14 protein-coding genes, 1 tRNA gene, 2 rRNA genes and 2 pseudogenes are annotated in these 22,932 nt (G+C 61.4%); 9 read left to right on the top strand and 10 right to left on the bottom strand.

Translation table 11 applies throughout. The features are described from left to right. Positions 1-24: 24 nt before the first annotated feature. Together ET524_RS01495 and rrf are read left to right on the top strand one after the other, a co-directional pair. Positions 25-3,003 (top strand): 23S ribosomal RNA (locus tag ET524_RS01495). 124 nt (positions 3,004-3,127) lie between these two features. Then, positions 3,128-3,242: ribosomal RNA gene (gene rrf, locus ET524_RS01490) — 5S ribosomal RNA — on the top strand. 300 nt (positions 3,243-3,542) lie between these two features. Here the strand turns inward: rrf and ET524_RS01485 are convergent. Next, entirely contained in the window at positions 3,543-4,385 is an 843-nt protein-coding gene (locus ET524_RS01485) for a metallophosphoesterase family protein (protein WP_201738596.1), read from the bottom strand. 18 nt (positions 4,386-4,403) lie between these two features. Beyond that, positions 4,404-4,727: a ribbon-helix-helix protein, CopG family gene (locus ET524_RS01480; protein WP_129423044.1), complete on the bottom strand. Its 324-nt coding sequence runs from the start codon at positions 4,725-4,727 to the stop codon at positions 4,404-4,406. A 651-nt stretch (positions 4,728-5,378) separates the two neighbouring features. Between ET524_RS01480 and ET524_RS01475 the strand changes: the two genes are divergently transcribed. The 5 genes and pseudogenes from ET524_RS01475 to ET524_RS12120 all read left to right on the top strand — a co-directional run bounded on the left by ET524_RS01475 (position 5,379) and on the right by ET524_RS12120 (position 10,614). Next, the gene (locus ET524_RS01475) at positions 5,379-6,332 is read left to right on the top strand and encodes a hypothetical protein (protein ID WP_129423043.1); all 954 of its coding nucleotides are present in this window, start codon (positions 5,379-5,381) and stop codon (positions 6,330-6,332) included. 81 nt (positions 6,333-6,413) lie between these two features. Beyond that, positions 6,414-7,289 carry a methylenetetrahydrofolate reductase gene (locus ET524_RS01470; RefSeq protein ID WP_129423042.1) on the top strand — a complete coding sequence of 292 codons (876 nt, stop codon included), beginning with the start codon at positions 6,414-6,416 and terminating at the stop codon, positions 7,287-7,289. 41 nt (positions 7,290-7,330) lie between these two features. After that, positions 7,331-8,026: a vitamin B12 dependent methionine synthase gene (locus ET524_RS01465; protein WP_129423041.1), complete on the top strand. Its 696-nt coding sequence runs from the start codon at positions 7,331-7,333 to the stop codon at positions 8,024-8,026. Continuing rightward, positions 8,019-10,229 (top strand): annotated as a pseudogene (locus ET524_RS11885) (B12-binding domain-containing protein); the annotation flags it as partial. The gene ET524_RS01465 and the pseudogene ET524_RS11885, both read left to right, overlap by 8 nt. A gap of 76 nt (positions 10,230-10,305) precedes the next feature. Beyond that, positions 10,306-10,614, top strand: a complete 309-nt coding sequence (locus ET524_RS12120) for a cobalamin-dependent protein (protein WP_408005797.1) — start codon at positions 10,306-10,308, stop codon at positions 10,612-10,614. A gap of 295 nt (positions 10,615-10,909) precedes the next feature. On the opposite strand, the gene ET524_RS01455 is transcribed toward ET524_RS12120, so the two are convergent. The 7 genes from ET524_RS01455 to ET524_RS01425 all read right to left on the bottom strand — a co-directional run bounded on the left by ET524_RS01455 (position 10,910) and on the right by ET524_RS01425 (position 17,933). Continuing rightward, positions 10,910-12,259, bottom strand: coding sequence for a sodium-dependent transporter (locus ET524_RS01455; RefSeq protein WP_129423040.1), 1,350 nt, complete (start codon positions 12,257-12,259; stop codon positions 10,910-10,912). 54 nt (positions 12,260-12,313) lie between these two features. Further along, positions 12,314-12,389: transfer RNA gene (locus ET524_RS01450), tRNA-Ala, on the bottom strand. A 75-nt stretch (positions 12,390-12,464) separates the two neighbouring features. Then, positions 12,465-12,866, bottom strand: coding sequence for a PaaI family thioesterase (locus tag ET524_RS01445; protein ID WP_129423039.1), 402 nt, complete (start codon positions 12,864-12,866; stop codon positions 12,465-12,467). A 25-nt stretch (positions 12,867-12,891) separates the two neighbouring features. After that, entirely contained in the window at positions 12,892-13,947 is a 1,056-nt protein-coding gene (locus ET524_RS01440) for a hypothetical protein (RefSeq protein ID WP_129423038.1), read from the bottom strand. A 262-nt stretch (positions 13,948-14,209) separates the two neighbouring features. Further along, positions 14,210-15,703 (bottom strand): glutamate--tRNA ligase, encoded by a 1,494-nt coding sequence (gltX, locus tag ET524_RS01435; RefSeq protein WP_129423037.1) that lies wholly within the window; start codon positions 15,701-15,703, stop codon positions 14,210-14,212. Next, positions 15,696-16,424 carry a lipoprotein intramolecular transacylase Lit gene (locus tag ET524_RS01430; protein WP_129423036.1) on the bottom strand — a complete coding sequence of 243 codons (729 nt, stop codon included), beginning with the start codon at positions 16,422-16,424 and terminating at the stop codon, positions 15,696-15,698. Before ET524_RS01430 ends, gltX begins: the two co-directional genes overlap by 8 nt. Positions 16,425-16,547: 123 nt before the next feature. Beyond that, entirely contained in the window at positions 16,548-17,933 is a 1,386-nt protein-coding gene (locus ET524_RS01425; RefSeq protein WP_129423035.1) for an ATP-grasp domain-containing protein, read from the bottom strand. Positions 17,934-18,255: 322 nt separating this feature from the next. Here ET524_RS01425 and ET524_RS01420 point away from each other — a divergent pair, with 322 nt between their 5' ends. Both ET524_RS01420 and ET524_RS01415 read left to right on the top strand, forming a co-directional pair. Continuing rightward, on the top strand, positions 18,256-21,981 hold the full coding sequence (locus ET524_RS01420) for a hypothetical protein (protein ID WP_129423034.1): 3,726 nt from the start codon (positions 18,256-18,258) through the stop codon (positions 21,979-21,981). An 86-nt stretch (positions 21,982-22,067) separates the two neighbouring features. Beyond that, positions 22,068-22,277, top strand: a pseudogene (locus ET524_RS01415) (methionine adenosyltransferase); the annotation flags it as partial. Here the strand turns inward: ET524_RS01415 and ET524_RS01410 are convergent. Further along, on the bottom strand, positions 22,232-22,909 hold the full coding sequence (locus ET524_RS01410) for a hypothetical protein (protein ID WP_129423033.1): 678 nt from the start codon (positions 22,907-22,909) through the stop codon (positions 22,232-22,234). The pseudogene ET524_RS01415 and the gene ET524_RS01410 overlap by 46 nt on opposite strands. Positions 22,910-22,932 lie beyond the last annotated feature (23 nt).

The following is a 22,932-nucleotide window of genomic DNA, read 5'->3' as shown; positions in this document are numbered from 1 at the left end:
ACTAATTCAGTCAGGATCCCTTGGATGGAAGATGTTAAGGGCGCGAGGCGGATGCCTTGGCGCGGGAAGTCGACGAAGGGCGCGGCAAGCTGCGATAAGCCCGGGGGAGGCGCAAACGGCCTTCGATCCCGGGATTCCCGAATGGGGGAACCCAGCGGGGGCAATGCCCCGCTACCGGCGCCTGAATCAAATAGGGCGCCAGGAGGCAACCGGGGGAACTGAAACATCTAAGTACCCCGAGGAAGAGAAATCAACCGAGATCCCGGGAGTAGCGGCGAGCGAAACCGGGCCAGCCCAAACCGGCGCGCGTGTCACAGCGTGCGGGCGCTTCCGCGCCGGGGTTGCTGGGCGGGACGCGAGGGGGCCGCACCCCCCTCCCGCTGTCATAAACCTGCCCCTCAGGGGAACGGCCTGGGAAGGCCGGCGGAACAGGGTGAGAGCCCCGTACCCGAAGAGGCGCAGGCAGCGGGTTCCCGATTCCCAGAGTAGCGCGGGGCACGTGAAACCCCGCGCGAAGCAGGGGGGACCACCCTCCAAGGCTGAACACTCTCCCGCGACCGATAGCGAACCAGTACCGCGAGGGAAAGGTGAAAAGCACCCCGAGAGGGGAGTGAAACAGCGCCTGAAACCTCGCGCCCACGAGCAGCCGGAGCAGCCATCGCGCTGTGACGGCGTGCCTTTTGTAGAATGAGCCAGCGAGTCACCGCGCGCGGCGAGGTTAAGCTATAGAAGCGAGCCGCAGCGAAAGCGAGTCTTTAAGCGGGCGACGTAGTCGCGCGCGGTGGACGCGAAGCCGGGTGAGCTACCCATGGGCAGGCTGAAGCGGGGGTAAGACCCCGTGGAGGGCCGAACCCACTTCGGTTGAAAACGGAGGGGATGACCCGTGGGTAGGGGTGAAAGGCCAATCAAACCCGGAGATATCTCGTTCTCCCCGAAATAGCTTTAGGGCTAGCCCCGGCCGTTTTCCCGCGGCGGTAGAGCACTGGACGGAGGAGGGGGCCTCACCGCCTACCGATGCCGACCAAACTCCGAATGCCGACGGGACGGAAAGGCCGGGAGTCAGAGCATGTGGGCTAAGCTGTGTGCTCGAGAGGGAAACAGCCCAGACCGCCCGCTAAGGCCCCCAAGTCGTCGCTGAGTGGCAAAGGATGTGCCCCTGCCCAGACAACCAGGATGTTGGCTTAGAAGCAGCCATGCATTCAAAGAGTGCGTAACAGCTCACTGGTCGAGTGGGGGCGCGCCGACAATTCACGGGGCTAAGCGACGCGCCGAAGCGGCGGAATGTAGACACATTGGTAGGGGAGCTTCCCCTGGGCGGAGAAGCCGGAGGGCGACCGACGGTGGAGCGCAGGGGAGTGAGGATGCTGGCATGAGTAACGAGAGCGGCGCGGGAAACGCCGCCGCCGTAAGCCCAAGGTTTCCTGGGGAAGGCTAATCCTCCCAGGGTCAGTCGGGAGCTAAGGCGAGGCCGGAAGGCGTAGCCGATGCGCAACAGGCGGACATTCCTGTACCGCCTCTGGACCGCTATTCAGACCGACGGGGCGACGGAGAAGGGTACGCAGGCGGGGTTCTGGACGCCCCCGTGAAAGCGCGTAGGCCGCAGGGCAGGCAAACCCGCCCTGCAGGAAAGGCCGAGACGCGAGACGAAGCCGCATGGCGAAGCTGCGGAGCCCACGCTCCCTGGAAAAACCCCTAGGCAGGGACAGAGGCGCCCGTACCAAAACCGACACAGGTGGGCGGGTAGAGCATACCGAGGCGATCGGGGGAACCATGGTCAAGGAACTCGGCATAACCGCTCCGTAACTTCGGGAGAAGGAGCGCCGCCCGGGGTGGAGGGACACGCTCCCCGAGCCCTGGGCGGCCGCAGCGAAACGGCCCAAGCGACTGTTTACCAAAAACACAGGACTCTGCCAACCCGCGAGGGGAAGTATAGGGTCTGACGCCTGCCCGGTGCCGGAAGGTTACGCGGATGCGTTAGCACTCGTGCGAAGCGCTGAAGCCAAGCCCCGGTAAACGGCGGCCGTAACTATAACGGTCCTAAGGTAGCGAAATTCCTTGTCGGGTAAGTTCCGACCTGCACGAACGGCGTAACGACTTGGGCGCTGTCTCGACCATGGACCCGGTGAAATTGCACTATTCGTGAAGATGCGAATTACCTGCGGAAGGACGGAAAGACCCCGTGAACCTTCACTGCAGCTTGGCATTGGCCGTTGGCTCGGCGCGTAGAGGATAGGCAGGAGGCATCGAAACCGGGGCGCCAGCCCCGGCGGAGCCGCCCTTGGAATACTGCCCCCTCCGTTCCGGCGGCCTAACGCGGCGCCCTGACCGGGGCCGCGGACCGTGCCAGGCGGGTAGTTTGACTGGGGCGGTCGCCTCCTAAAGAGTAACGGAGGCGCGCAAAGGTTGGCTCAGGACGGTCGGCAACCGTCCCGAGAGCGCAAGAGTGCAAGCCAGCTTGACTGCGAGGCGGACGGGCCGAGCAGGTGCGAAAGCAGGCTCTAGTGATCCGGCGGCACAGAGTGGAACGGCCGTCGCTCAACGGATAAAAGGTACTCCGGGGATAACAGGCTGATCTTGCCCAAGAGTCCACATCGACGGCAAGGTTTGGCACCTCGATGTCGGCTCATCGCATCCTGGGGCTGAAGTCGGTCCCAAGGGTACGGCTGTTCGCCGTTTAAAGCGGTACGCGAGCTGGGTTCAGAACGTCGTGAGACAGTTCGGTCCCTATCCTCCGCAGGCGCAAGTGGATTGAGGAGGTCTGCCCCTAGTACGAGAGGACCGGGGTGGACGGGCCTCTGGTGCAGCGGTTGTCGACCAACGGCACGGCCGCCTAGCTACGCCCGGCACGGATAACCGCTGAAGGCATCTAAGCGGGAAGCCGTCTCCGAGATGAGTCCACTTTCCGGTAAGGGCCCGGGTAGAACACCCGGTCGACAGGGCGCAGGTGCAAGCGGGGCGACCCGCTCAGCCGAGCGCTGCTGATAGCCCGAGCTCTTCGCATCCTCGTAAGGGATTTTGCGAGGCGTCGATGTGCGGGCAGCTTCCTTCGCTGCACGGCCGCCAGGGTCGCCCCGGAAGGGGACCCGGGCAGGCTCACAGACATGAGCCGCGGGGGAGCGCCCCCCGCGAGCGCGACCACAGAGGCGGGGATCACCCGGTCCCATCCCGAACCCGGCAGTTAAGCCCGCCTTCGCCGAGAGTACTGCAGCGCAAGGCTGCGGGAGGGCAGGGCGTCGCGCTCGCGGAGGGCGCTTTTCTTCATGCGCGCGAGCGGCCGCAGAGGCCGGCGGGGCCCGCGGGGGGATCGGATCCCCCCGCGGGCCCTTCTTGCGTTTTAGGGCGTCTGTGCGCACGGGTCCCCTTCCGTGCTCGGGGGCCTGCTGCGCGCGGCCTGTTCTGCGTTCCGGGGGCATCTGCGCACGGGCCGCTTCCACGCTTGGCGGGCTTCCTGTGCGCGGAATGTTTATACGTTTAGGGTCAGCTCCGCGCATGCGGCCCTCTTCCGCGTTTTGGGACGGGTATCGCTAGAGTAGTTATTCTTGCTATTCGGGATCTTCTTCGAGGTCTTCGAATGGGTCGTTTGGTTCGATGGCTACTTGTTTCTTCTCGATGATTTTGTACGTTATCGAGGCGTTGTTGAGTGCGTCCTGAGCGGATTCTTGGGTTTGGCCTATTTCGGCGGGGATTTCTAGCTTGGCAATCTTGTTGTAGAGTGCGGTGATGTTGTTCGTCAGCTGGGCATCGATGTGATAGTGGCCGCAGAACCATTGGCTGTACGAGGCTTTTTGGCGTATGGTTTCAAGCCAATTGGTGTACTCGTCCATGGGATGAAGTTCTAGGCGGTTGGTAACGGCTGCAATGCTTTCCTCGCATGAGGTGGGGGCGCAGTGCGTGATGATGATATCGACGTTCCAATTTGCGTTTTCGAGCGTTTCTATGGCGTGCTCGCGCTCTGCTTGTGCTGGGATTTCTTCCGGGAACCAGCCTATTCCTTCAGTGCGCGTTTCCTTGTCGTAGGCGCTGGATGCGGCTCCGCCCATTGCGAATAGGGTGATGCCGTCTAAATCGTATAGCTCGCCCCGCATGAGGTGGTAGACGCTGTCGTTGACTTTATGTGCTATTCCGCCGTGCCACGTGCATGTTGAAAGGTTGTTCAATGCATGGAAGCCTTCATGATTGCCGTCTACGAATAGTGTTGTGAAGGGCTTGGCGTCAAGCCATCTGAGCCAGTATTGCTCGCTGGTCGAGTTGTTCCATACTAGTCCGAAGTCCCCGCATATGATGACGTAGTCGTCCTTTGTCAGGCCGGTTGCGTCGAAGTGAGAGCTTGAAAGCTTTTCGATGTCGTAAGACGCGTGTATGTCGCCGGTGATGTAGATGGTCACGTGCGCACCTCTTGCGGGCTAGAACAGCGACGGCGTTTGGGGAACGGCGGGCGTCGCGGCAGCGCTTTTCGTTTTGCGCGCCTTCGGCTTTTGCTGCTTGATCTCTTTGAACTCTTGCTGCATCTTTTCGTTTTGCTCAAGTATTGCGTCAAGTTTTTCGGCGAATCCTGACAGCTGTAGGGCTACGCTGGTTTCTTCTTCGACGTAGCGTTGCAGGGCTTCGGTGATAGCGGCGGTGCGGGTGATTCCTCGTTTTGCGGCTACGCTGTCAACCGTTTCTGCTAACTGTCGGTCGACCCATGCGGCTAGTTGCCGTTTGTCCTGACTGTGCTCGACTGCCATGATGCGTTCTCCTGTTGTGGTGTGTTTGCAATCTGATTCAGCATGTCCAGTATAGTCGGTTTAAGGCGGTTACCGAGTAATGCATCAATAGAATTTTCTTACTTGTCGATTTCCGGGTTGAATGGGATTGAAGCGGTTGTTGCCTGGCTTGTTAGCGTGGCTGCTCAATTTGCTCGGCGCGATTTTTTTGGGCGTGTTTGAGCTGCTGATTAAATTGTGAGTGGCGCCTGTTCGGTAGTCTGTGCACGCCTGATCAAGATTCTGCGTATGTTTACGCTGTTCAGGTAATTATCTGCATATGCCTGTTTAATCAGCTGCGTTAGGTTGCTTAAGGACCAGCGTGTGCTAGGTCAAGGCACTTCGTGCTTATGCGTAAAGGTCTGCGTGCGCACCTGCAGTGATATCTGCAAGGTTTCGCATGTTTTCAGCGTTTATATCGGTATATGGTCTGCAAGGTTTGTATGCCATGCTTCTTATCAGGCAATGGATGTATCTATTGGGAAGCGGGTGCATATGGGGATGATGAATGTGTGCTTGTCGCACGATACGGCGTTTCGCTGGTTGGTGAGGAATCGGAATCCTCGCATTGCGGGGCGGGCTAGCACGGCTCGCGTGTTGCCGCTGTCCTCTCCTTCGATGGTGCAGTGCAGAGTGCTTGCTTCGGAGCTTCGGCTGGGCGTGGACCCGCTTGAGGTGCTGGTATGCAGGTCGAGCGGAAGGCGAGATTCCGGCAGCGTGAAAGCGCATCTGTCGGGGCTTGCGTATCCTTCGGGGTCTTTTGTCCGTGTGGATGTTCCGGGGCTTGGCGGCGTCTATGCGGCATCTCCGGAGCTGGTGTTTCGACAAATCGCGGCCAAGCATTCGCTGCTTGAGGCCGTGTACGTTGGCTATGCGCTGTGCTCGTCGTATCGCGTTGACGGGCAGGTTGATGGCGGCATTGCCATTCGGGAAGGCGATGATGAGCCGTTGACGACGGTGTCCCGCATTGGCGCTTATCTGCGGAAAACGGAGGGCTCGTATGGGTGTGCTAAGGCCCGGCGAGCGTTGTCGTATGTTCGCGAGGGGTCGGCAAGTACAACGGAATCGGCCTTGGCTATGGGGTTGAGCCTGCCGGCGTGCCTTGGCGGATTCGGTGCGGGAGACGTTGTGCTGCAGCGATCGGCGGAAAACGGCGATCTTGCGCCCTCTGGACTTGCAGGCGTCTCGACAAGAAGCAGCGTGGCTATTGAGATGAAGGAATCGGGTTGCGGAAGGGGGCCGGTGTCCATGGTGGTGTTGGATGCATGTGACGATAACGCGCAAAAGGGAAGCGGTTGCGCTGGCGGGCGCAAGCGTGCGATGCGCGCGTGCATGGCGGTGACGCCGTCGCAGGTGTACGAATTCGGGTCATACGTGCAGCTGTGCGAGCGGGTGTGCCGCCAACTTGATACACGTGGCGGATCGCGCCGCCGGATAACGGAGCAGGAAGCTGGGCGCAGGGAGGCCATACGGGCACGTCAGGCCGAGTTGTGGCGCACGCTCGTGTGCTTCAGTGCGTTTCGACAAGCGGAAACAGGGGATTGCGTGAACGTGTTCGAACTGCCGAGCGTTCGCGATGGCAGATAAGCTGCATTCGGAAAAACATGCAACCGAGTACAGAGTTTTCTCGATGACGAATGGAAGCAACGCACTATAATTAAGCGCATTATGAATACTATTACAAACATCTTCACACAAGCTCGCAACGCGGGTACCCAACCTATCTCGTTCGAGATCTTCCCGCCGAAGGGCGAGCTGAGCATGGAGTCGGCACGCAGCATGGCCGAAGAGCTTGCGAAGCTTGACCCCAGCTTCATCAGCGTGACGTATTCGGCTGGTGGAAGCGGGAACAAGCAGGCAACCGCTGAGATTGCCGCCATGATTCAGGATGACTTTTCCGTGCCTACGATTGCGCATCTGACGTGCGCGGGTGCTTCCGAGGAGTCCATCGCGGCGGCTGTGTCCGACATGAAAGGGCGCGGCATCCGCAACGTGCTGGCTTTGCGCGGCGACTTGCCCGAAGGCTATAAGCCGGGCGATTTCAAGCTGGCGAAGGATCTGATTCCTCGCCTGACCGAGGCCGGCTTCTGCGTGGGTGCGGCGGCGTATCCGGAAGGCCATATCGACTGCGATAGCATGCGCCTAAACGTTGAGCATCTCAAGCAGAAGGAAGATGCAGGCGCGGAGTTTTTCGTGTCGCAGCTGTTCTTCGACAACGAGTACTTCTACCGTTTCCGCGAGCAGGCGGAGGCGGCAGGCATCACGAAGCCTATCACGGCGGGCATCATGCCGTTCATGAGCAAGGCTCAGATTTCGCGCATGGTGTTCATGTGCGGCGCTTCGCTGCCAAGCCCCATCATCAAGCTGCTGGCTCGTTACGAGAACGATCCGGCAAGTTTGCGCCAGGCGGGCATCGAATACGCGTGTCGCCAGCTGACGGACCTGCAGGAGCACGGCGTTGACGGCCTGCATGTGTACACGATGAACAACCCTGAGATTGCGCGTGCTGCCATGTGCGCGTTGAAGGTGGCGTTGGTGCGATAATGGTTCGCTATGGCCGCCTCGCCGCAAGCCGGGGAAGCGGCGTGCGGTTGAATCGCGATGAGGCATTAGGATATTTGGGCTACGCGGGCCAGCAGGTTGATGAAACCTTGCTGGCCCGTTTTCACGAGCTGGCGCATGCGTGCGAGACGACGATTGAGCCGGTATATGCTTGGGAGTTGTACGACATCGATGAGCGGCGGTGTTGCTGGGATGGCGCCGAATCGGTGGTTGCGCTGCGCGATTGCCCGGTGCTGCTGAAGGGCGAAAGCATTGCAGCTCATCTGCGTGGGGCGCGCAAGGTGGCGTTGATGGCGTGCACGCTGGGGGCTGCAAGCGAGCGGGAGATGCGCAAGCACGCTGCGCTGAGCGCGGCTGACGGTGTGATGTACGGCGCTTGCGCTTCGGCTTTGGTTGAGGCTTGCGCGAACGCAGTAGAGGGATATATCGTTGCGGCGGCTCATGAGCTTGGCTTGCATACGAATTGGCGTTTCAGCCCGGGATACGGAGACTTGCCGCTTGACGTGCAGCCGGCGTTTTTGAAGGCGCTTGACGCCACGCGCAAGCTTGGTGTAACGCTTACGGCAACGAACATGCTGGTGCCGGTGAAAAGCGTGACGGCCGTTGTGGGCTTGTTCGATAAGGTGGACGCGGGCGCTGAGGTCCGAAGCGCGTGCGGCGTGTGCCAGCTGAAAGGCTGCTGCGAATTGAGGAAACGAGGGGTTACCTGCCATGGCTAACGAAACTGTCGACGGCGCCGCGCGCGGCGCCTTGCGTGGGCTTGATGAGGCGAAGCGGCTGCCGGTTCCCGACCTGTCGGGTGTGCGAGTGGCCGATGAGCACCTTCGGCGCGCGTTGCTGGGCCTGGATTATCTGGTCATCGACGGCGCGATGGGCACGCAGATGCAGGAGCGCGGGCTTGCCGAGGCAGGCGAGCTTCCCGAGCTGCTGAACTTTTCGCATCCTGACGACATTACCGCTATCCATGCGGCTTACGTCGAAGCTGGGGCTGAGGTTATCACCACGAACACGTTCGGTGCAAACCGGTTGAAGCTTGAGGGTGTTGCCTCCGTTGCCGATGTGTATGCGGCCGCCGCCGCGTGCGCTCGTGCCGCTGGCGCGCCCTACGTTGCCGGCGATATTGGGCCGACGGGTGCGCTGCTCGAGCCGATGGGCACTATGTCGTTTCAGGAGGCCTACGATGTGTTCGTCGAGCAGGTTGAAGCGGTGGCTGCTGCCGGCTGCGATGTGGTGCTCATCGAGACGATGGCCGACTTGCGCGAGGCGAAGGCCGCGCTTTTGGCGGCGCAGGAGCACTGCGACCTGCCGGTGTTGGTGACTATGACGTTCGGCGAAGACGGCCGTACGTTTTTGGGCACGTCTCCGGCCGTTGCCGCCGAGGTGCTGTCGAGCATGGGCGCGCACGCCGTGGGCTTGAACTGCTCGCTTGGTCCAGCCGAGCTGCTGGGCGCGGCGCAAGATATGGCTGCGCGCGTTCGCTGTCCGCTTATGGTTCAGCCGAATGCCGGCTTGCCGCATGTTGAGGACGGCGTGACCGTGTTCGATGTTTCTCCGGAAGATTTTGCGGCCGCTATGGCCGATATGATGGATGCCGGCGCGAGCATTGTCGGCGGATGCTGCGGCACGTCGCCGGCTTATACGCGTTTGCTGCGTCAAATGGCTGACGAGCGCCGCGAACCTGCAGCGCGTCCGTATCAGCCTGCATGCGTGCTGTGCAGCGCTCAGGAGGCTGTTGTGCTTCCCGTGGGCGTGCCGCGCATTGCCGTGATCGGCGAGCGCATCAACCCTACGGGCAAGCCGAAGTTGAAGGCGGCTTTGCGTGCGGGCGATTTGGACTACATTGTGGGTGAGGCGGTTTCGCAGCAGGAATGCGGCGCCGATGTGCTTGACGTGAACGTGGGCCTGCCCGAGCTTGATGAGCCCGCTGTGCTTGCGGCCGCCGTTGACAAGCTTGCCGCTACGGTTACGCTGCCGCTGGTGGTGGACTCGTCTGACCCGGTTGCGGTTGAGGCGGCGGTGCGCGGTTATGCCGGCAAGCCGCTTATCAACAGCGTGAACGGCAAGCGCGAAAGCTTGGATGCGGTACTGCCGATTGTGAAGAAGTACGGCTGCGCGGTGATTGGGCTTGCCTTGGACGAAGGCGGCATCCCGCCAACGGCCGAGGGGCGCTATGCGGTTGCTGAGCGCATCGTTGCGGAAACGGACGCGTATAGGCATTCCGCGCACCGATGTGGTTATCGACTGCTTGACCATGGCGTGCGCAACGAACCAGTCCGAGGCGCTTGAGATTTTGCGCGCCATCACGATGGTGAAGGAACGCTTGGGCGTGCGCACCGTGCTGGGCGTTTCGAACATCAGCTTCGGCTTGCCGCAGCGCAACATGGTGAATGCGACGTTTTTGGCTGCCGCTTTCGGCTGTGGTCTTGATATGCCGATTCTGAACCCGAAGGCTAAGCGCTACGTTGACACGGTGAATACGTTCCGCGTGCTGAATTGCCAGGACGCTAGCGCCGTGGAGTTCATCGAACGCTATGCGGGCGGCAATGATCCGTACGATGTTCCGGCTGGTTCGGCTGGTGCGCCGGCTGATGGTGGTAAGGTCGCTGGCCAGGCAGGTGCGGATGCGGGGGAGTGCCCCATCGCCATTCCCGAAACGCTTAGCGACGCTGCTGACGGTGTGGCGGCCATGGTGCACTTGATCATGACGGGGCGCAAGGCTCCTATGCCCGAGGCTACCGAGGCGCTGCTGGTCAATCACGACCCGCTTGACCTGGTGAACGGCGTGTTCGTGCCGGCGCTTGACGTGGTGGGTGAGAAGTTCGACAAAGGCGCGTTTTTCCTGCCACAGCTGATGGCATCGGCGGAGGCGGTGAAAGCCGGCTTCGACGTGGTGAAAGCGCACGTGGGCGATGCGTCGGGCGATGAGGGCCCTGCAAACATCATTGCCGTGGCCACGGTGAAGGGCGACATCCACGACATCGGCAAGAACATCGTCAAGATGTTGCTGGAAAACTACGGGTTCCAGGTGGTTGACCTGGGGCGCGATGTGGACCCCGAAGAAGTGGTGCGCGTGGTGCAGCAGCAGCGCATCAGGCTTGTGGGCCTATCGGCGCTTATGACCACCACCGTTCGCGCCATGGAGGAGACCGTGATGCTTCTGCACGAGCGTGTGCCGGAATGCAAGGTGTTCGTGGGAGGCGCTGTGCTGACGTCCGATTACGCCGAGCAGATCGGCGCGGACTTCTACGCGAAGGACGCTGCGGAATCGGCTCGCATCGCGGAGCGCTTCTTCACCGAAGGCAAGTAGCCGCTGGAAGGCGTTGAAGCTTTCGCGCGTGCTGCTTTTGCGTGTGTGAGTCGCGTCAAGGGGGTTCTTGAACTTGCGCGGCTATTGGTTTTTGGCGCATTGCTTTCGCATGAGGTGTGGACTTGGCTCTCTGCTGGCGGGGCTATACGCTTCTCGGTGTAGAGAGCAGGCGCGCTGCAGGGTTTTGGTTTGGTATACGTAGCAAAGAGGCGTGCAGGCAGTGCTTGCACGCCTCTTTGGCGTTTTGGGGGTTGTACTGTTCCGGGCTTGCTGGCCACAGGCGAATTCGGTGGTTTTAGCCGATGCCGCCTAACACGATGCCGAGCACGATGACGATGGCCGTGAGCGGCACGAACAGATAGCGCCCCATGGCTTCGAACCATTTTCCTAAAGGCTTCTCACGTCCCATTTGGGCCTGTTTCGTGGCGAAGTCCTTCGGGCATACGCAGAAGAACATGACGGCGGCGATAAGGGCGCCCAGCGGGATGGCGTAGATGCTGACGGCGTCCATCCAGGCGCTGACGGCATCGCCGTTTTCGATGAACACGCCTACGGCAAACGAGGCAACGGCGACGATGCCGACCGCTGCCCAGCGCGGCAGGTGCGCTTCTTGCTGCAAGGCCTCGATGGGCGGCTCGTACAGGTTCACCAAGCTGGTAATGGCGGCGCACGTGACGGCCAGGAAGAACACGAAGCAGAACACGTTGCCGAACGGCATTTCCTGGAAGACCTGGGGCAGCACGATGAACAGCAGCGGTGGGCCCGCTTGCGTGTCGGCGCCGAAGGCGAACACTGCGGGAACCACTACCATGGCGGACAACACCGCGGCAAGCGTGCTGAACACGACGACGTTTTTCGCCGAGGACACCACGTTCACATCCTTCTTGAGGTAGCTGCCGTAGACCAGCGTGCCGCCGCCGGCCAGGGACAGGCCGAAGAACGCCTGCCCAAGCGCCAATACCCACGTCTGCGGGTTCGCGAGCGCCTCCCAGCGGGGCATGAACAGGTACGCGTAGCCGTCAAGCGCGCCGGGCAGGAACGCAACGCGCACCAGCAGGACCACGAACAGCACGAAGAACAGGGGCATCATGACCTTGTTCAGGCGCTCGATGCCGCGCGAGATGCCCAGCACCATGACGGCCAGCGTGATGATGAGCGCCGCAGCATGCCAGCCGACGCTTCCGAAATCGCCGGTGATGCCGCCAAAGAACGCGCCCATGCTGTCTTGCACAAGCAGCTGACCCGTTGTTGCGGTGACGAGGTATTTCAAAAACCAGCCGAGCACCACGGTGTATCCGATAGCGATGCCGAGTGCGGCAAGCACCGGTACGATGCCGATGATTTTGCCGATGGCGCTCGCGTGGGGGACGTTGCGCAGGGACAGCGCTTTGCCGAATGCGCCCATGGGGCCGGTTTGCATGGCGCGGCCGAACGACATCTCGCCGACGACGCCGGTGAGGCCAAGCAGCACCACGAAGAAGAGGTAGGGGATGAGAAATGCCGCGCCGCCAAGCTGCGATACGCGGTAGGGGAACAGCCAGATGCCGGACAGGCCGACGGCCGAACCGATGCACGCGATGATAAAGGCGGTGCGTGAGGTGAACGAGTCTCGAGCAGAGCTTGCGCTGGTTGTTTGCTGAGCCATGGTTTCCCTTCCCTTGACAATAAAAAAGCCGCCCATGCAGGCGGCTTGAAAATTTGGTGGAGCCTAGGGGGATCGAACCCCTGACCTCATGGCTGCCAGCCATGCGCTCTCCCAGCTGAGCTAAGGCCCCGAACAAGGTGCGAAAGTTATTATACGGCAATGCCAGCTTTGCGCAAGACCCTATTTCGAAAAGTTTTGTTGCGTGTTAGCGGAAACACGTTGCGGTCATGCGTGCTACTTTGCGCCCGGTGTCATCGGCAACATCGACGGTGTAAAAGCCCAGCTTGCGGCCCGATTTGTCAGCATCGCACGTGGCTATGAGCTTCGAACCCTTCGCGCCGCTTAAAAACTCGATGGTGTTGCTGACCGAAACGGTGGGTTGCTCGTCGATGTTGCAGGCAACGGCTAGGCAGAAGTCGGCAAGCGTGAAGATGGCGCCTCCCATGACGCCGCCCTGCGCGTTGCGATGTTTGTCGTCTAGTACCATCTCGCAGACGGCGTGTCCGCGGCTTCCCTCCACGATGGTGCACCCAGCGGCTTGTGTGGCGAATTTGTCGTTGGCGAAGTAAGCTTGGATTTGCTGGAGCGCGGGGTTTTCAGGAAGCATGGGCGTCCTTTTCAGGGTTGCAGTGCTAGTTCGACGGGGTTGCGACGGTTCCGAACAGTTCAAGCCAGTCGCCGTCGTTCACGGTGATGGTTTGGGTGCTTCCTCGTAGCAGGTACACGGAGCCGGTGATGGAGGCGTCGTCGAAGTCGAGGTCCTGCATGACGTATGCGGCGTAATCTTGCGAGGCGTCGTGCGGCGCGTTCGGGCTGACCGTGACCGTGTACGTTCCGGCGGGGATGTCGGTGCCAACGCGGTACAGGCCGCTTTGATAGGGCTGCTGCGGTTGGAAATCGGCCTCGTCCGAGGGGACCATCAGGGCATCGCCGATTTTAGGCATGAACGCGATGACCTCGCCGTTTTCGAGTTCGGCAAAGTAGTTGCCGGTGTAAGACACGGCGCAATCAAGGCTAAACGTGCCCGATCCTTCGGGGTCGAACAGGTAGAACTCGCTTTCAACGGAGGGGCTTCCTTGCAGGAAATATTCGCCAGCGTCGATATCGCGACCAACAACGTAGACGCCTGCGGTTGCCTTGCCGTCTTGGACCTGGTTGGGAAGGTTGCCGGCGGCGTCTTGGATATCGCCGAGCGTGAACCTGCCGTATGCGTCGGAGTCGGGCGCGTCTGCGGGGTCGTACCCGTAGGGATCGTCGTAGTCGTAGGAATGGATGGAGTCGGAGCGGGTGTGCAGCGAGTCGGTGACCATGCTGATGGTGGCACAGCCGACGCAGCCTCCCAGTCCAAGCAAAAACGCCAGCACGCAGGCAATCAGGACCCAGGGCCACTTCTTCTTCGGCTGTTGTGGCGCTGCGGGCACACCATAGGGGCTTGGCGGGGCGCCGTAGGGGTTTTGAGGCGCAGCGTAATAGGGCTGTTGGGGCGCCTGACCGGCCACGTATGGTTGCTGTTGAGGCGGAATGGCGGCGTAGGGTTGCGGTGCCGGTGCACCTGCAGTGTTTTGCGGATTGGAGGATGTCGGCTGGTTTGCGGGATAGCTGGGTGTCGTCGGTTGCTCGCCTGCGGTTTGACTGCCCTGCTGACAGGTGTTGTTGAAGTTGGTTTCTTTGTTTTCGGAATCGCTCATATGAGGTGCTCCTAACGGTGTTTGACGCCGCTTATCTTAGCACGCGGCCTGCATTGTGGCTGAAGTTGTTAACGGAGCATGGTGGATTGAACGTGCTTACGGATGCGGATAGGCCTTTGTGCCGATGCGCTGCGGTGGGCGTTGGGCAATGAGCACGGTGTCACATGGTTCTGGTAGGCTTGATGCAGGAACGCCCGCGGTTTGTCGCGGGCGTTCCTGTTAAATTTCTGCGATGTCGAGACGCTTGCTCTTGCGTAAAGCCTTAGACGCCGAAGACCTGCGCAGTTACCTGGTCGATGCGGGCGAGGACGTCTTCGCGGGGCAGCAACTCGATGGACTCGAACAGCGGTGGGGAAACCATGTTGCCGCACACGGCTACGCGCAGCGGCTGCAGCACGAACTTCAGCTTCATGTCCATGGTGTCGCCCAGCTCGCGGCAGGCGGCTTCCAGGCCTGCCGCTTCCCAAGCATGGGATTCGTCAGCCAGGATGGCGCGGCAGTTCGCCAGGGCCTCGTCGGCGCGGGCGCCTTCCTTGAGCAGAACTTTTTTCACCGATTTCTCGTCGAGCTCAGGAACCTGGGCACCCCAGAACATGTAGGCGAGCTTCGCCGGCACCTCGTCGAGGCGCTGCAGACGCTCGGATACCAGCGGGTACAGTTTGGCGTACCACTCGGGGCGTGCGTCGATGTCGGCTTCGGTTGCGCCGGCTTTGACAAGCCACGGACGTGCTGCGGCAACCCAGGCTTCGGCGCCCATGCGCTGGATGTACTGACCGTTCATCCACTCGAGCTTCGTCTCGTCGAACACGGCGTCCTTTTTCGTGATGCGGTCGAGCGTGAAAGACTTGCACAGCGTTTCGCGGTCGATGAGCGTGGTTTCGCCGTCAAGGCTCCAGCCGAGCAGAGCCAGGAAGTTCACCATGGTGTCAGGCAAGAAGCCGCGGTCCCGGAACTCCTCGACGCTTGCGGCGCCGTGGCGCTTGGACAGCTTATGGCCGTCTGCCCCCAGAATCATGGACAGGTGAGCGAACATGGGCACGTCGTAACCGAGCGCCTCGTAGATGAGGATCTGGCGCGGTGTGTTGGACAGATGGTCGTCGCCGCGGATGACGTGCGTGATGCCCATATTGGCGTCGTCGCACACCACGGCGAAGTTGTACGTGGGCGTGCCGTCGGTGCGCACGACGATCATGTCGTCCATGACGTCGGCGGGGAAGGACATGTGGCCGTAGACGGCGTCCTCGAACTCGATAGGACCATGGTCGGTGGGAACCTTCAGACGCCACACGTGCGGCTCGCCAGCCTCGATGCGGCGGGCGGCCTCGGCCGGGTAGATGTTGCGGCACGTGCGGTCGTAGCCGGCATAGCCGCCTTCCTCGGCTTCGGCCTTGGCGCGCTTGGCGTCAAGCTCTTCTTTCGTGCAGAAGCACGGGTACACCATGCCACGTTCCTTCAGGCGCTCAAGCGCGGCGGCGTACGTGTCGAAGCGCTGCGTCTGGAAGTAGGGGCCGGCCTGCCCGCCAACCTCGGGGCCTTCGTCCCAGTCAAGGCCAAGCCACTTCATGGCGTTGAGGATGACCTGCGTGTTCTCTTCCGTGGAGCGCTCGGGGTCGGTGTCCTCGATGCGCAGGATGAACGTGCCGCCCGTAGCGCGAGCGAATGCCCAGTTGTAGATGGCCGTGCGGGCGCCGCCGACGTGCAGCTTGCCCGTGGGGGAAGGTGCGAAGCGAACGCGCACCGGTTTGTTCTCAGTCATGTTGCTTATGTCCTAACGTAAAACCAACAAGTACAGCAAGTATAGACAGCCCGCACGTTACTGCAAGCCAGATGCCTGCCATGCCCATCCAAAAAGCGGTTGGGTACAGGGTGATAAGCAGGCTGTCTATGGAAAACGTCCACGTTCCCGCTTGGAAGAACAGGCTGTGAAACACGCCGAACAGCCCGTAGAAGTCGACAAGCGCCCAGATGCCGAGTGCGGCAAACGCTGCAAGCACGAACGCGCCGCCGGCGATGAGCACGCGCCCTAAGGCGCGACGGTTGATGCGCACGGCGACGTGTGCAAGGCCGGCAACGCACAGCACGGCGATAACCGCCAGCGCCGGTTTTGCCACGCTGACTACCCGGTACACGTCGTCGAGGTGGCTGATGGCGTCGGCGGGCAAGCGACGGGTTTCGCTTGCTTCCCCTATAACCGTGGCGCGGCCGTCGGCCTCGGCTGAGGCGTTTGCGGCGGCAATGGCCTCGTTCAGCTCATCGGCGTTGTTCGAGTCGAACGTGTAGTGCTTGCCTGCCACAGCCATAGACGTGAGCTCGTCGTGCGTAAACGGCGTGAGCGGCTGATCGCAGCCCGAGAAGGCGCGCGAGAGCGCCACGGTGGCCCAGTCGGGCACCGTGGCGGCGGCGAAGCCGGCCGCTATTAGCGTGACGGCAAGCGAGACCGTGCTGCCAATGGCGACGAGTTTGTTGAGTGCTTGCATAGGGCTCTTTCGGTACGTTGAGCGTTTGCGGTTCGGACGCCCTTAGGCGATGTGCGCAAGAAGCCGCCTTGATCGCTTGCGGGAAGCAAGGCGGCTTCTTGCGCGATGATGCTTTAAGCGGCCTTAGTCCACCCAGATGGTGGCGCAGGTGATGCCCTTCATGGGCTTGCTGATGGTGGGGTAGGGCCCCAGGCGGCTGAAGATGCCCTGGAACGTGCCGTTGTAGCAGTACAGGCCTTCAAGGTTGTTGTAAAGCACCGGCTCGCGCTGCACTTCTTGGTCGGACAGGTTCGCGATGTCGTTGTCGGGGACGAGGATCTGCGTTTTGTACGGCGTGATGTAGCGCTGCACCAAGAAGGGCGCGCCAGCTGCGCCGTTGGCGAACTTCGCCACGATCGCGTCCCATTGCTCCTGCGTTTGGAAGCAGCCGGCGTACACGTCGGCCGCGCCGTAGGCGTCGGTGGGCTTGATGATCCAGGCGTCCTTGTCGGCGCGGATGGCGTCAAGATCGACCTCGCGCTCATCGAGGTAGCGCGTCTGCGGCACGGTGCGCTCCACGAACGCGATCTCCTCGGGCGTCAAAAACGCCTGCGTGGCGGGGTTGAACAGCGCCTCGAAGATCTGCTTGTCGTGCACGATGTGGCCGGCGAAGCTGCCGATGAGCGCCACCTTCTGCGCTTTCGCCGCTTCAACGAGCGCTTGCGACTGGTCCCAATATTCCAGCACATCGTTCGTGACGCAGCGGCGCCAGATGGCGTGCACGGGCTGGCCTTGCGCGTCGTGTAGCGCTTCGCCGTCGAACGTGAGGTCGCGCACGTCGCACACGGTGCAGGGGTAGCCCGCATCGGTGAAGCGCTGCGCGAACAGGTGGAACTCGTCCACGACGCCGTTTTCCAGGTAGTCGCAGATGGCGAACCGCGGGTGCTCCACGCGGCCTTCGTACGTGTTGTAGATGTTGATGAACTCGGAAACCCAAGCATCGAACAGCTCGCAGGCTTCAACGTGGTGACGCTTGGCGAATTCCTTGAACGTGGCCGTTTGCTCCACGGAGTGCGTGATCTCGCGGTTCTCGTTCATGCCCGAGCTGCCGTCGCCGTTGAACTCGCAAAACGCCACGTCGCCGGTGCTCTCGTCCAAAAAGATGTCGAAGCGGGCGAACGGCAGCAGCGCGTCGTAGCCGCGCGGCACCAAGATGAGCTCGGCCAGGCGCGGGTCGTAGTCGAAGATCTTTCGGTACTCGGCGTCGTCGAGGTAATGCTGCATGACCTTGCACAGGATGCGGTGCGTGGTTTCAACGACCTCGCGCATGACCTGGCGCGATGCGGCGTCGTAAAGCTTCGGCACGAAGCTGGTGGACACCACCTGGTGGTGCACGATGGCCGTAGACGCGTCCATGTAGGCGCGCGCGGCGCGGCGGCCGGGGACGTCGCCGTCGAGGTTGTTCGCGATGTCGATGTACTCCTGCGTGTACGCGGCGTTCTTGAAAACGGGCTGGGTGGTTTCGCTCATGCGGCTGCCTTTCCCTTCGGGCGCTTCGGTTGATTGCAGCCAGTTTAGCACGCGCGGCATATCGATAACTTTAAAGCATGGTAGACTGCGCATAATATGCAACAAATGTTTGTATTATATAAGTACAATAATAGCGACGTTCGTTCGTCGACCAGGCATTTTGCTGCGGTGAATCGCAACATGATGCACGGCAAACCATTCCTGTTAAAAACATCAATTACCATCTGGTAACTTTTGCTACCTTCTCGTATACTGTTCGCCCTAGTTAACGGTAAGATACGGGTAACACCGCTTGGAACGAAACGATTGAAGGGGAATGGAAGTGTCGAAACGGTATAAGCTCACGACGGCGGGCGCATCGGTTGCGCTGGCGGCTGCATTGACTTGCGGCGCGCCGGCAGCTGCTGGCGCGTTGGAAGACCAGCTGGTGAATTGGACGAGCCTGTTCGGCGGGGCCGGCACGGCGTCGAGCACGGCTCTTGGGTGCGATACGCTCGGTCAAACGCTGCGCCTGTCTGACGGCACGTTCGTTGCCGTTGGCACGTATGACGGCGCGAAAAACAACGTTGACGAGCAGGCGCACGGCAAGTCCGATGCCGCGCTGGTCCATTACGACCAAGACGGTAAGGAGCTGCGGCATACGCTTGCGGGCGGTTCGAAGAACGACTCGTTTGCAAGCGTTATAGAAACCGATGACGGCGGATTTATTGCCGTGGGCGCTACCCAATCGGCCGATGGCAACCTTGAAGGTCTTGACAAAGGCGGCAACGACGGCTTAATCGCCAAGTTCGATGCCAAGGGTCAGTTGGTGAAGGCGGTTACGTTCGGTGGTTCCGACAAAGACGGCCTTACGAAGGTGACGTATGCGACCGACGGCGGATTCGTGGTTTCGGGCTTCTCGAACTCGCACGATGGCGACATGGAGGCTACCGGCAAGACCGGCACGGACGCCGATGCCATCTTGGCGAAATACAACGACGATTTGAACCTGGTGTGGGTCAGCCGCACCGGCGGTACCGCCACGGAATCGGGCATCTCGGCCACCGAACGGTTCGAGGACGTGGTTCCTGTTTCCGCGGCGAAGGCGAAAGACGCCGACAATCTTGGCGCGGAAGTTGATGTGAACGCGGGCTACCTTGCTGTTGGCTATTCGAATGCGGCTGACGGCGATATGGTCGGCTCAAAGGGTGGCTACGACGTGGTTGTCGCCAAGTTCGACGAGCGGGGCAACCGCGAGTGGCTTCGCATGTATGGCGGAGACGGCTCCGATAAGGCCATGGCCGTCACACATGCCAAGGCCACGCTTTCAAGTGTTAAAGACGGCACGCCGACGTACGATAACGGCTTCGTTATCGCGGGCACCACGGAATCGGCTTCGGGCGATTTGGGCACGCGCGATTTGGCGGGAACCGACGATAGCGGGGCGAAATCGGCGGCGTTTGCGCTGAAGATTTCGGCGACGGGATACGTTGAATGGTCGAACCTTGTCGAAGATAGCGAAGAGGTTGCCGGCGAGGCGGTGCTGACCAGCACGACGGAAGGCTACCTGCTTGCAGGCACCCACAAGGTGAACGACGGTGACTTTTCGGGCACGGATGCTTGCCAGAAAAAGGATGCGTTCGTAGCGCACCTGTCCGATGACGGCGCCCGCCTTGGCGTGGAGTCGTTTGGCGGCAACGATGACGACGCCGTGGAGGGCATTGCGTATGACGGGGTTGACAACGTGCTGGTGTGCGGCACGACCAAGTCTACCGATGGCATGTTTGAGGGCCTTGCCGGCAAGGCGGATGGTTTTGTGACCAGCCTTGATGCTGAGAAGCTGCAGACGCACGCCGAAGAGCGCTCGCTGGTGCCGGTGGCGGCGTGGAAGGCCGGCGAGGACGTCGACTCCATGATGGCGCCCATGCTGTACTCCGATGCATACGTTGAGAAGACCGGCGAATTGTACACGGTAACGGTGTACTTCACGCGCGCCACCATCATGGGCAGCGAGGTGAGCCCCACCATCTTGGGCGACGTGTCTTATGACAGGGGCGACGGCACTATGGTTGACGCCTTGTCCGACACCTACGACGCCACCACGCGCGTGAAAAGCACGACTATCCAGCTGACCAGCCTTGAGAATCCCGTGCTTATCCACATTGATGGGTCGATGGGCGATGTTCGCCTGAAGTTCGACCCTGCCGCGGCGAAGCAGACCGATGTGCCGCCGTACTTCGAGCCGGTGAAAGTGGAGCTGCCGAATTTCGAGTATGCGTGGAAGGACGCGCTGGGCGGAACGAGTGCGGAGTATCCGGCCGATGCGACGGTGCTTGCCAACGGAAATTTGGTCACGGTAGGCCAGACCTACAGCCAGGACGGCGACTTTGACGGGCTGCAGCGCGGCCCGGCCTGCGCATACGTTGACGTGCGCACGCCAGATGGCACGCGCGTCAGCACGTTTGAGCTTGGCGGCATGGAAAACGGCTACGTGTCGTACGCCGCTAGCGTTGATACGACGGCCGATGGTGGTTTCGTGCTGTGCGGCGGTTACACGTCCCCTGACGGCGTGCCGGCTGGCGATTTCGCCGCCCTTGCCCGCGAAGACGGCGTGTTCGGCCAGACGGACAGCTTCGTTGCGCGCTTCGATGCTGCAGGCAACCTGGTGTGGATGGGCGGTCTTTCGGGTTCTGGGCATGACCAGGCCAAGCAGGTCAAGGCGCTGCCCGATGGCGGTTGCGTTGCTTTGTACGAAACGTCTTCGCGCGATGGCGACTTGACCGAGCTTAACCGCGGTATCTTCAACCTGGTGGTTGCGCGCTACGCTGCCGACGGCACGCTTTCCTGGACGCGTCCCATCGGCGGGACAAACCTCGAGTCTTCCGATTTCGGCCTGGACGTTTTGGGCAACGGTAATTTCGTGGTGACGGGTATCAAGTCGTCCTATAATGGAGATTTCGCCAATGCCGAGCACTTCGGGAACACGTTTGACCTGTTCGCAGCCGAGGTGAGCGCGTCTGAGGGCACCATCGAGTGGCTTCGCACGTACGGCGGCAGCTCGAACGAGTACCTTAACGGCGTGGCCGCCACTTCCGACGGAGGCTTCGTCATGCTTGGCAGCACGAAGTCGCAGGACGGTACGTTTACCGGTGTGACCAGCGGCTACGAAAACAGCTACATCATGAAGCTGTCTGCCTCCGGCGCGGTGGAGTGGGTGCAGACGCTCAAAAGCTCGGAGTCCAACGAGGCCGAGCGCGTGGTGGAGCTTGACGACCGCTATGTGGTGCTGGGCAATTCGAGCGGCACCGATTTCGACTTCAAGGACCTGAACAAGGGCGCTTCCGATGTGTATGTCGCCGCGTTCAGCAAGGCGGGCGAGCGCTTGTCGCTTGACGTTGTGGGAGGGTCGTCGAACGACTATGCGGCGCAGATCGTGGCGCTCAATGGCTATCAGTTGACTTTGCTTGCTTACGGCAACTCTGCTGACGGTGACTTCGATGGCCTTGCTAAGGGCGATGACGATGCGCTGGTGCTGACGTACAACTGGCGCGAGCAGGCTGGCGATACCGCCGAACTTGCGGCGCTGGTGGCCAAGGCGCAAACGCTTTCCGAAGCCGACTACACGCCTGAAACCTGGTCGATCTTCGCGGCGAAGCTTGCGGCCGCGCATGAGGTGCTTGATGCAACGTACGCGACGAAGGTGCAGGTCAACGATGCGTTGGTGAACTTGCAGCTTGCCATGGACGGGCTGTCGAAGGCCATGCCCGCACCTGAGCCTACCCCCGATCCGACACCGGGCGATAGCGACAAGCCCGGCGATGGAGGCGATGCGGACAAGCCCGCTGATGGCGATGGGTCTGGTGCCGCCGACGTGCCAGGTGGCTTGGATAAGCAGAACGCGTCTGCCGCTAGCGCCTCTTCGGCAGCTCAAAAGGGCGCTTCGTCCGCGGGGCTTGCTACCACCGGCGATGCGACCGGGCTGCTTGCCTTTGCGGGCGGTGTAGCGGCCGTTGCCGCGGCGGGGGTGGCGGCGATAGCGGCTGTGGCCCGGCGTCGATTCACGCGCTAGCATTCGTTCCGCCAGCATCTGTTGCGAAGCGGGCAGGGTGGTTTTCCAACGCCTGCCCGCTTCGATTCGTTAGCACGCGTACCTATATCCACGACCAAAGCCCCGACATCGCGCAGGGCGTCGACGAGTCCCACGAGGCCCAGCACGGCCAGGCCGGCGACGACCCGTACGAGAAGATCGGCGCGGGCGACCAGTGCATGATGTTCGGCTACGCCTGCGACGAGACGTCCACGCTCATGCCCATGCCCATCTACCTGGCACAACGCATGGCCGCCCATGCGCCCAGCGCGCAAAAAGCCGCGAGCACCAACCCGCCGCCCGCCATAAGCGTGCGTCCGAGCGCTCGACGGCGATGAGCATGACGGCCAACAGCAGCGCGCTGCTGAAGGCGACGATTCCGTTTAACAGTCAGGTCATGTGAAAGGGCCTCGCAGGTCTCGGGGGAGGGTGAAACGGCCGCGGCTTCCGCGTCGAACAGCTCGCAGGCTTCAACGTGGTGACGCTTGGCGAATTCCTTGAACGTGGCCGTTTGCTCCACGGAGTGCGTGATCTCGCGGTTCTCGTTCATGCCCGAGCTGCCGTCGCCGTTGAACTCGCAAAACGCCACGTCGCCGGTGCTCTCGTCCAAAAAGATGTCGAAGCGGGCGAACGGCAGCAGCGCGTCGTAGCCGCGCGGCACCAAGATGAGCTCGGCCAGGCGCGGGTCGTAGTCGAAGATCTTTCGGTACTCGGCGTCGTCGAGGTAATGCTGCATGACCTTGCACAGGATGCGGTGCGTGGTTTCAACGACCTCGCGCATGACCTGGCGCGATGCGGCGTCGTAAAGCTTCGGCACGAAGCTGGTGGACACCACCTGGTGGTGCACGATGGCCGTGGACGCGTCCATGTACGTGCGCGCGGCCACCCGCCGGGCGTTCCCGCTGTGCACAATGTATGCAACATTTGTTCGTG

This window comes from Senegalimassilia faecalis, from assembly GCF_004135645.1.
GTDB classification, from domain to species: Bacteria; Actinomycetota; Coriobacteriia; order Coriobacteriales; family Eggerthellaceae; genus Senegalimassilia; species Senegalimassilia faecalis.
Note: the sequence above shows the minus strand (reverse complement) of the source record. Positions and strands in the feature narration are given on the sequence as shown.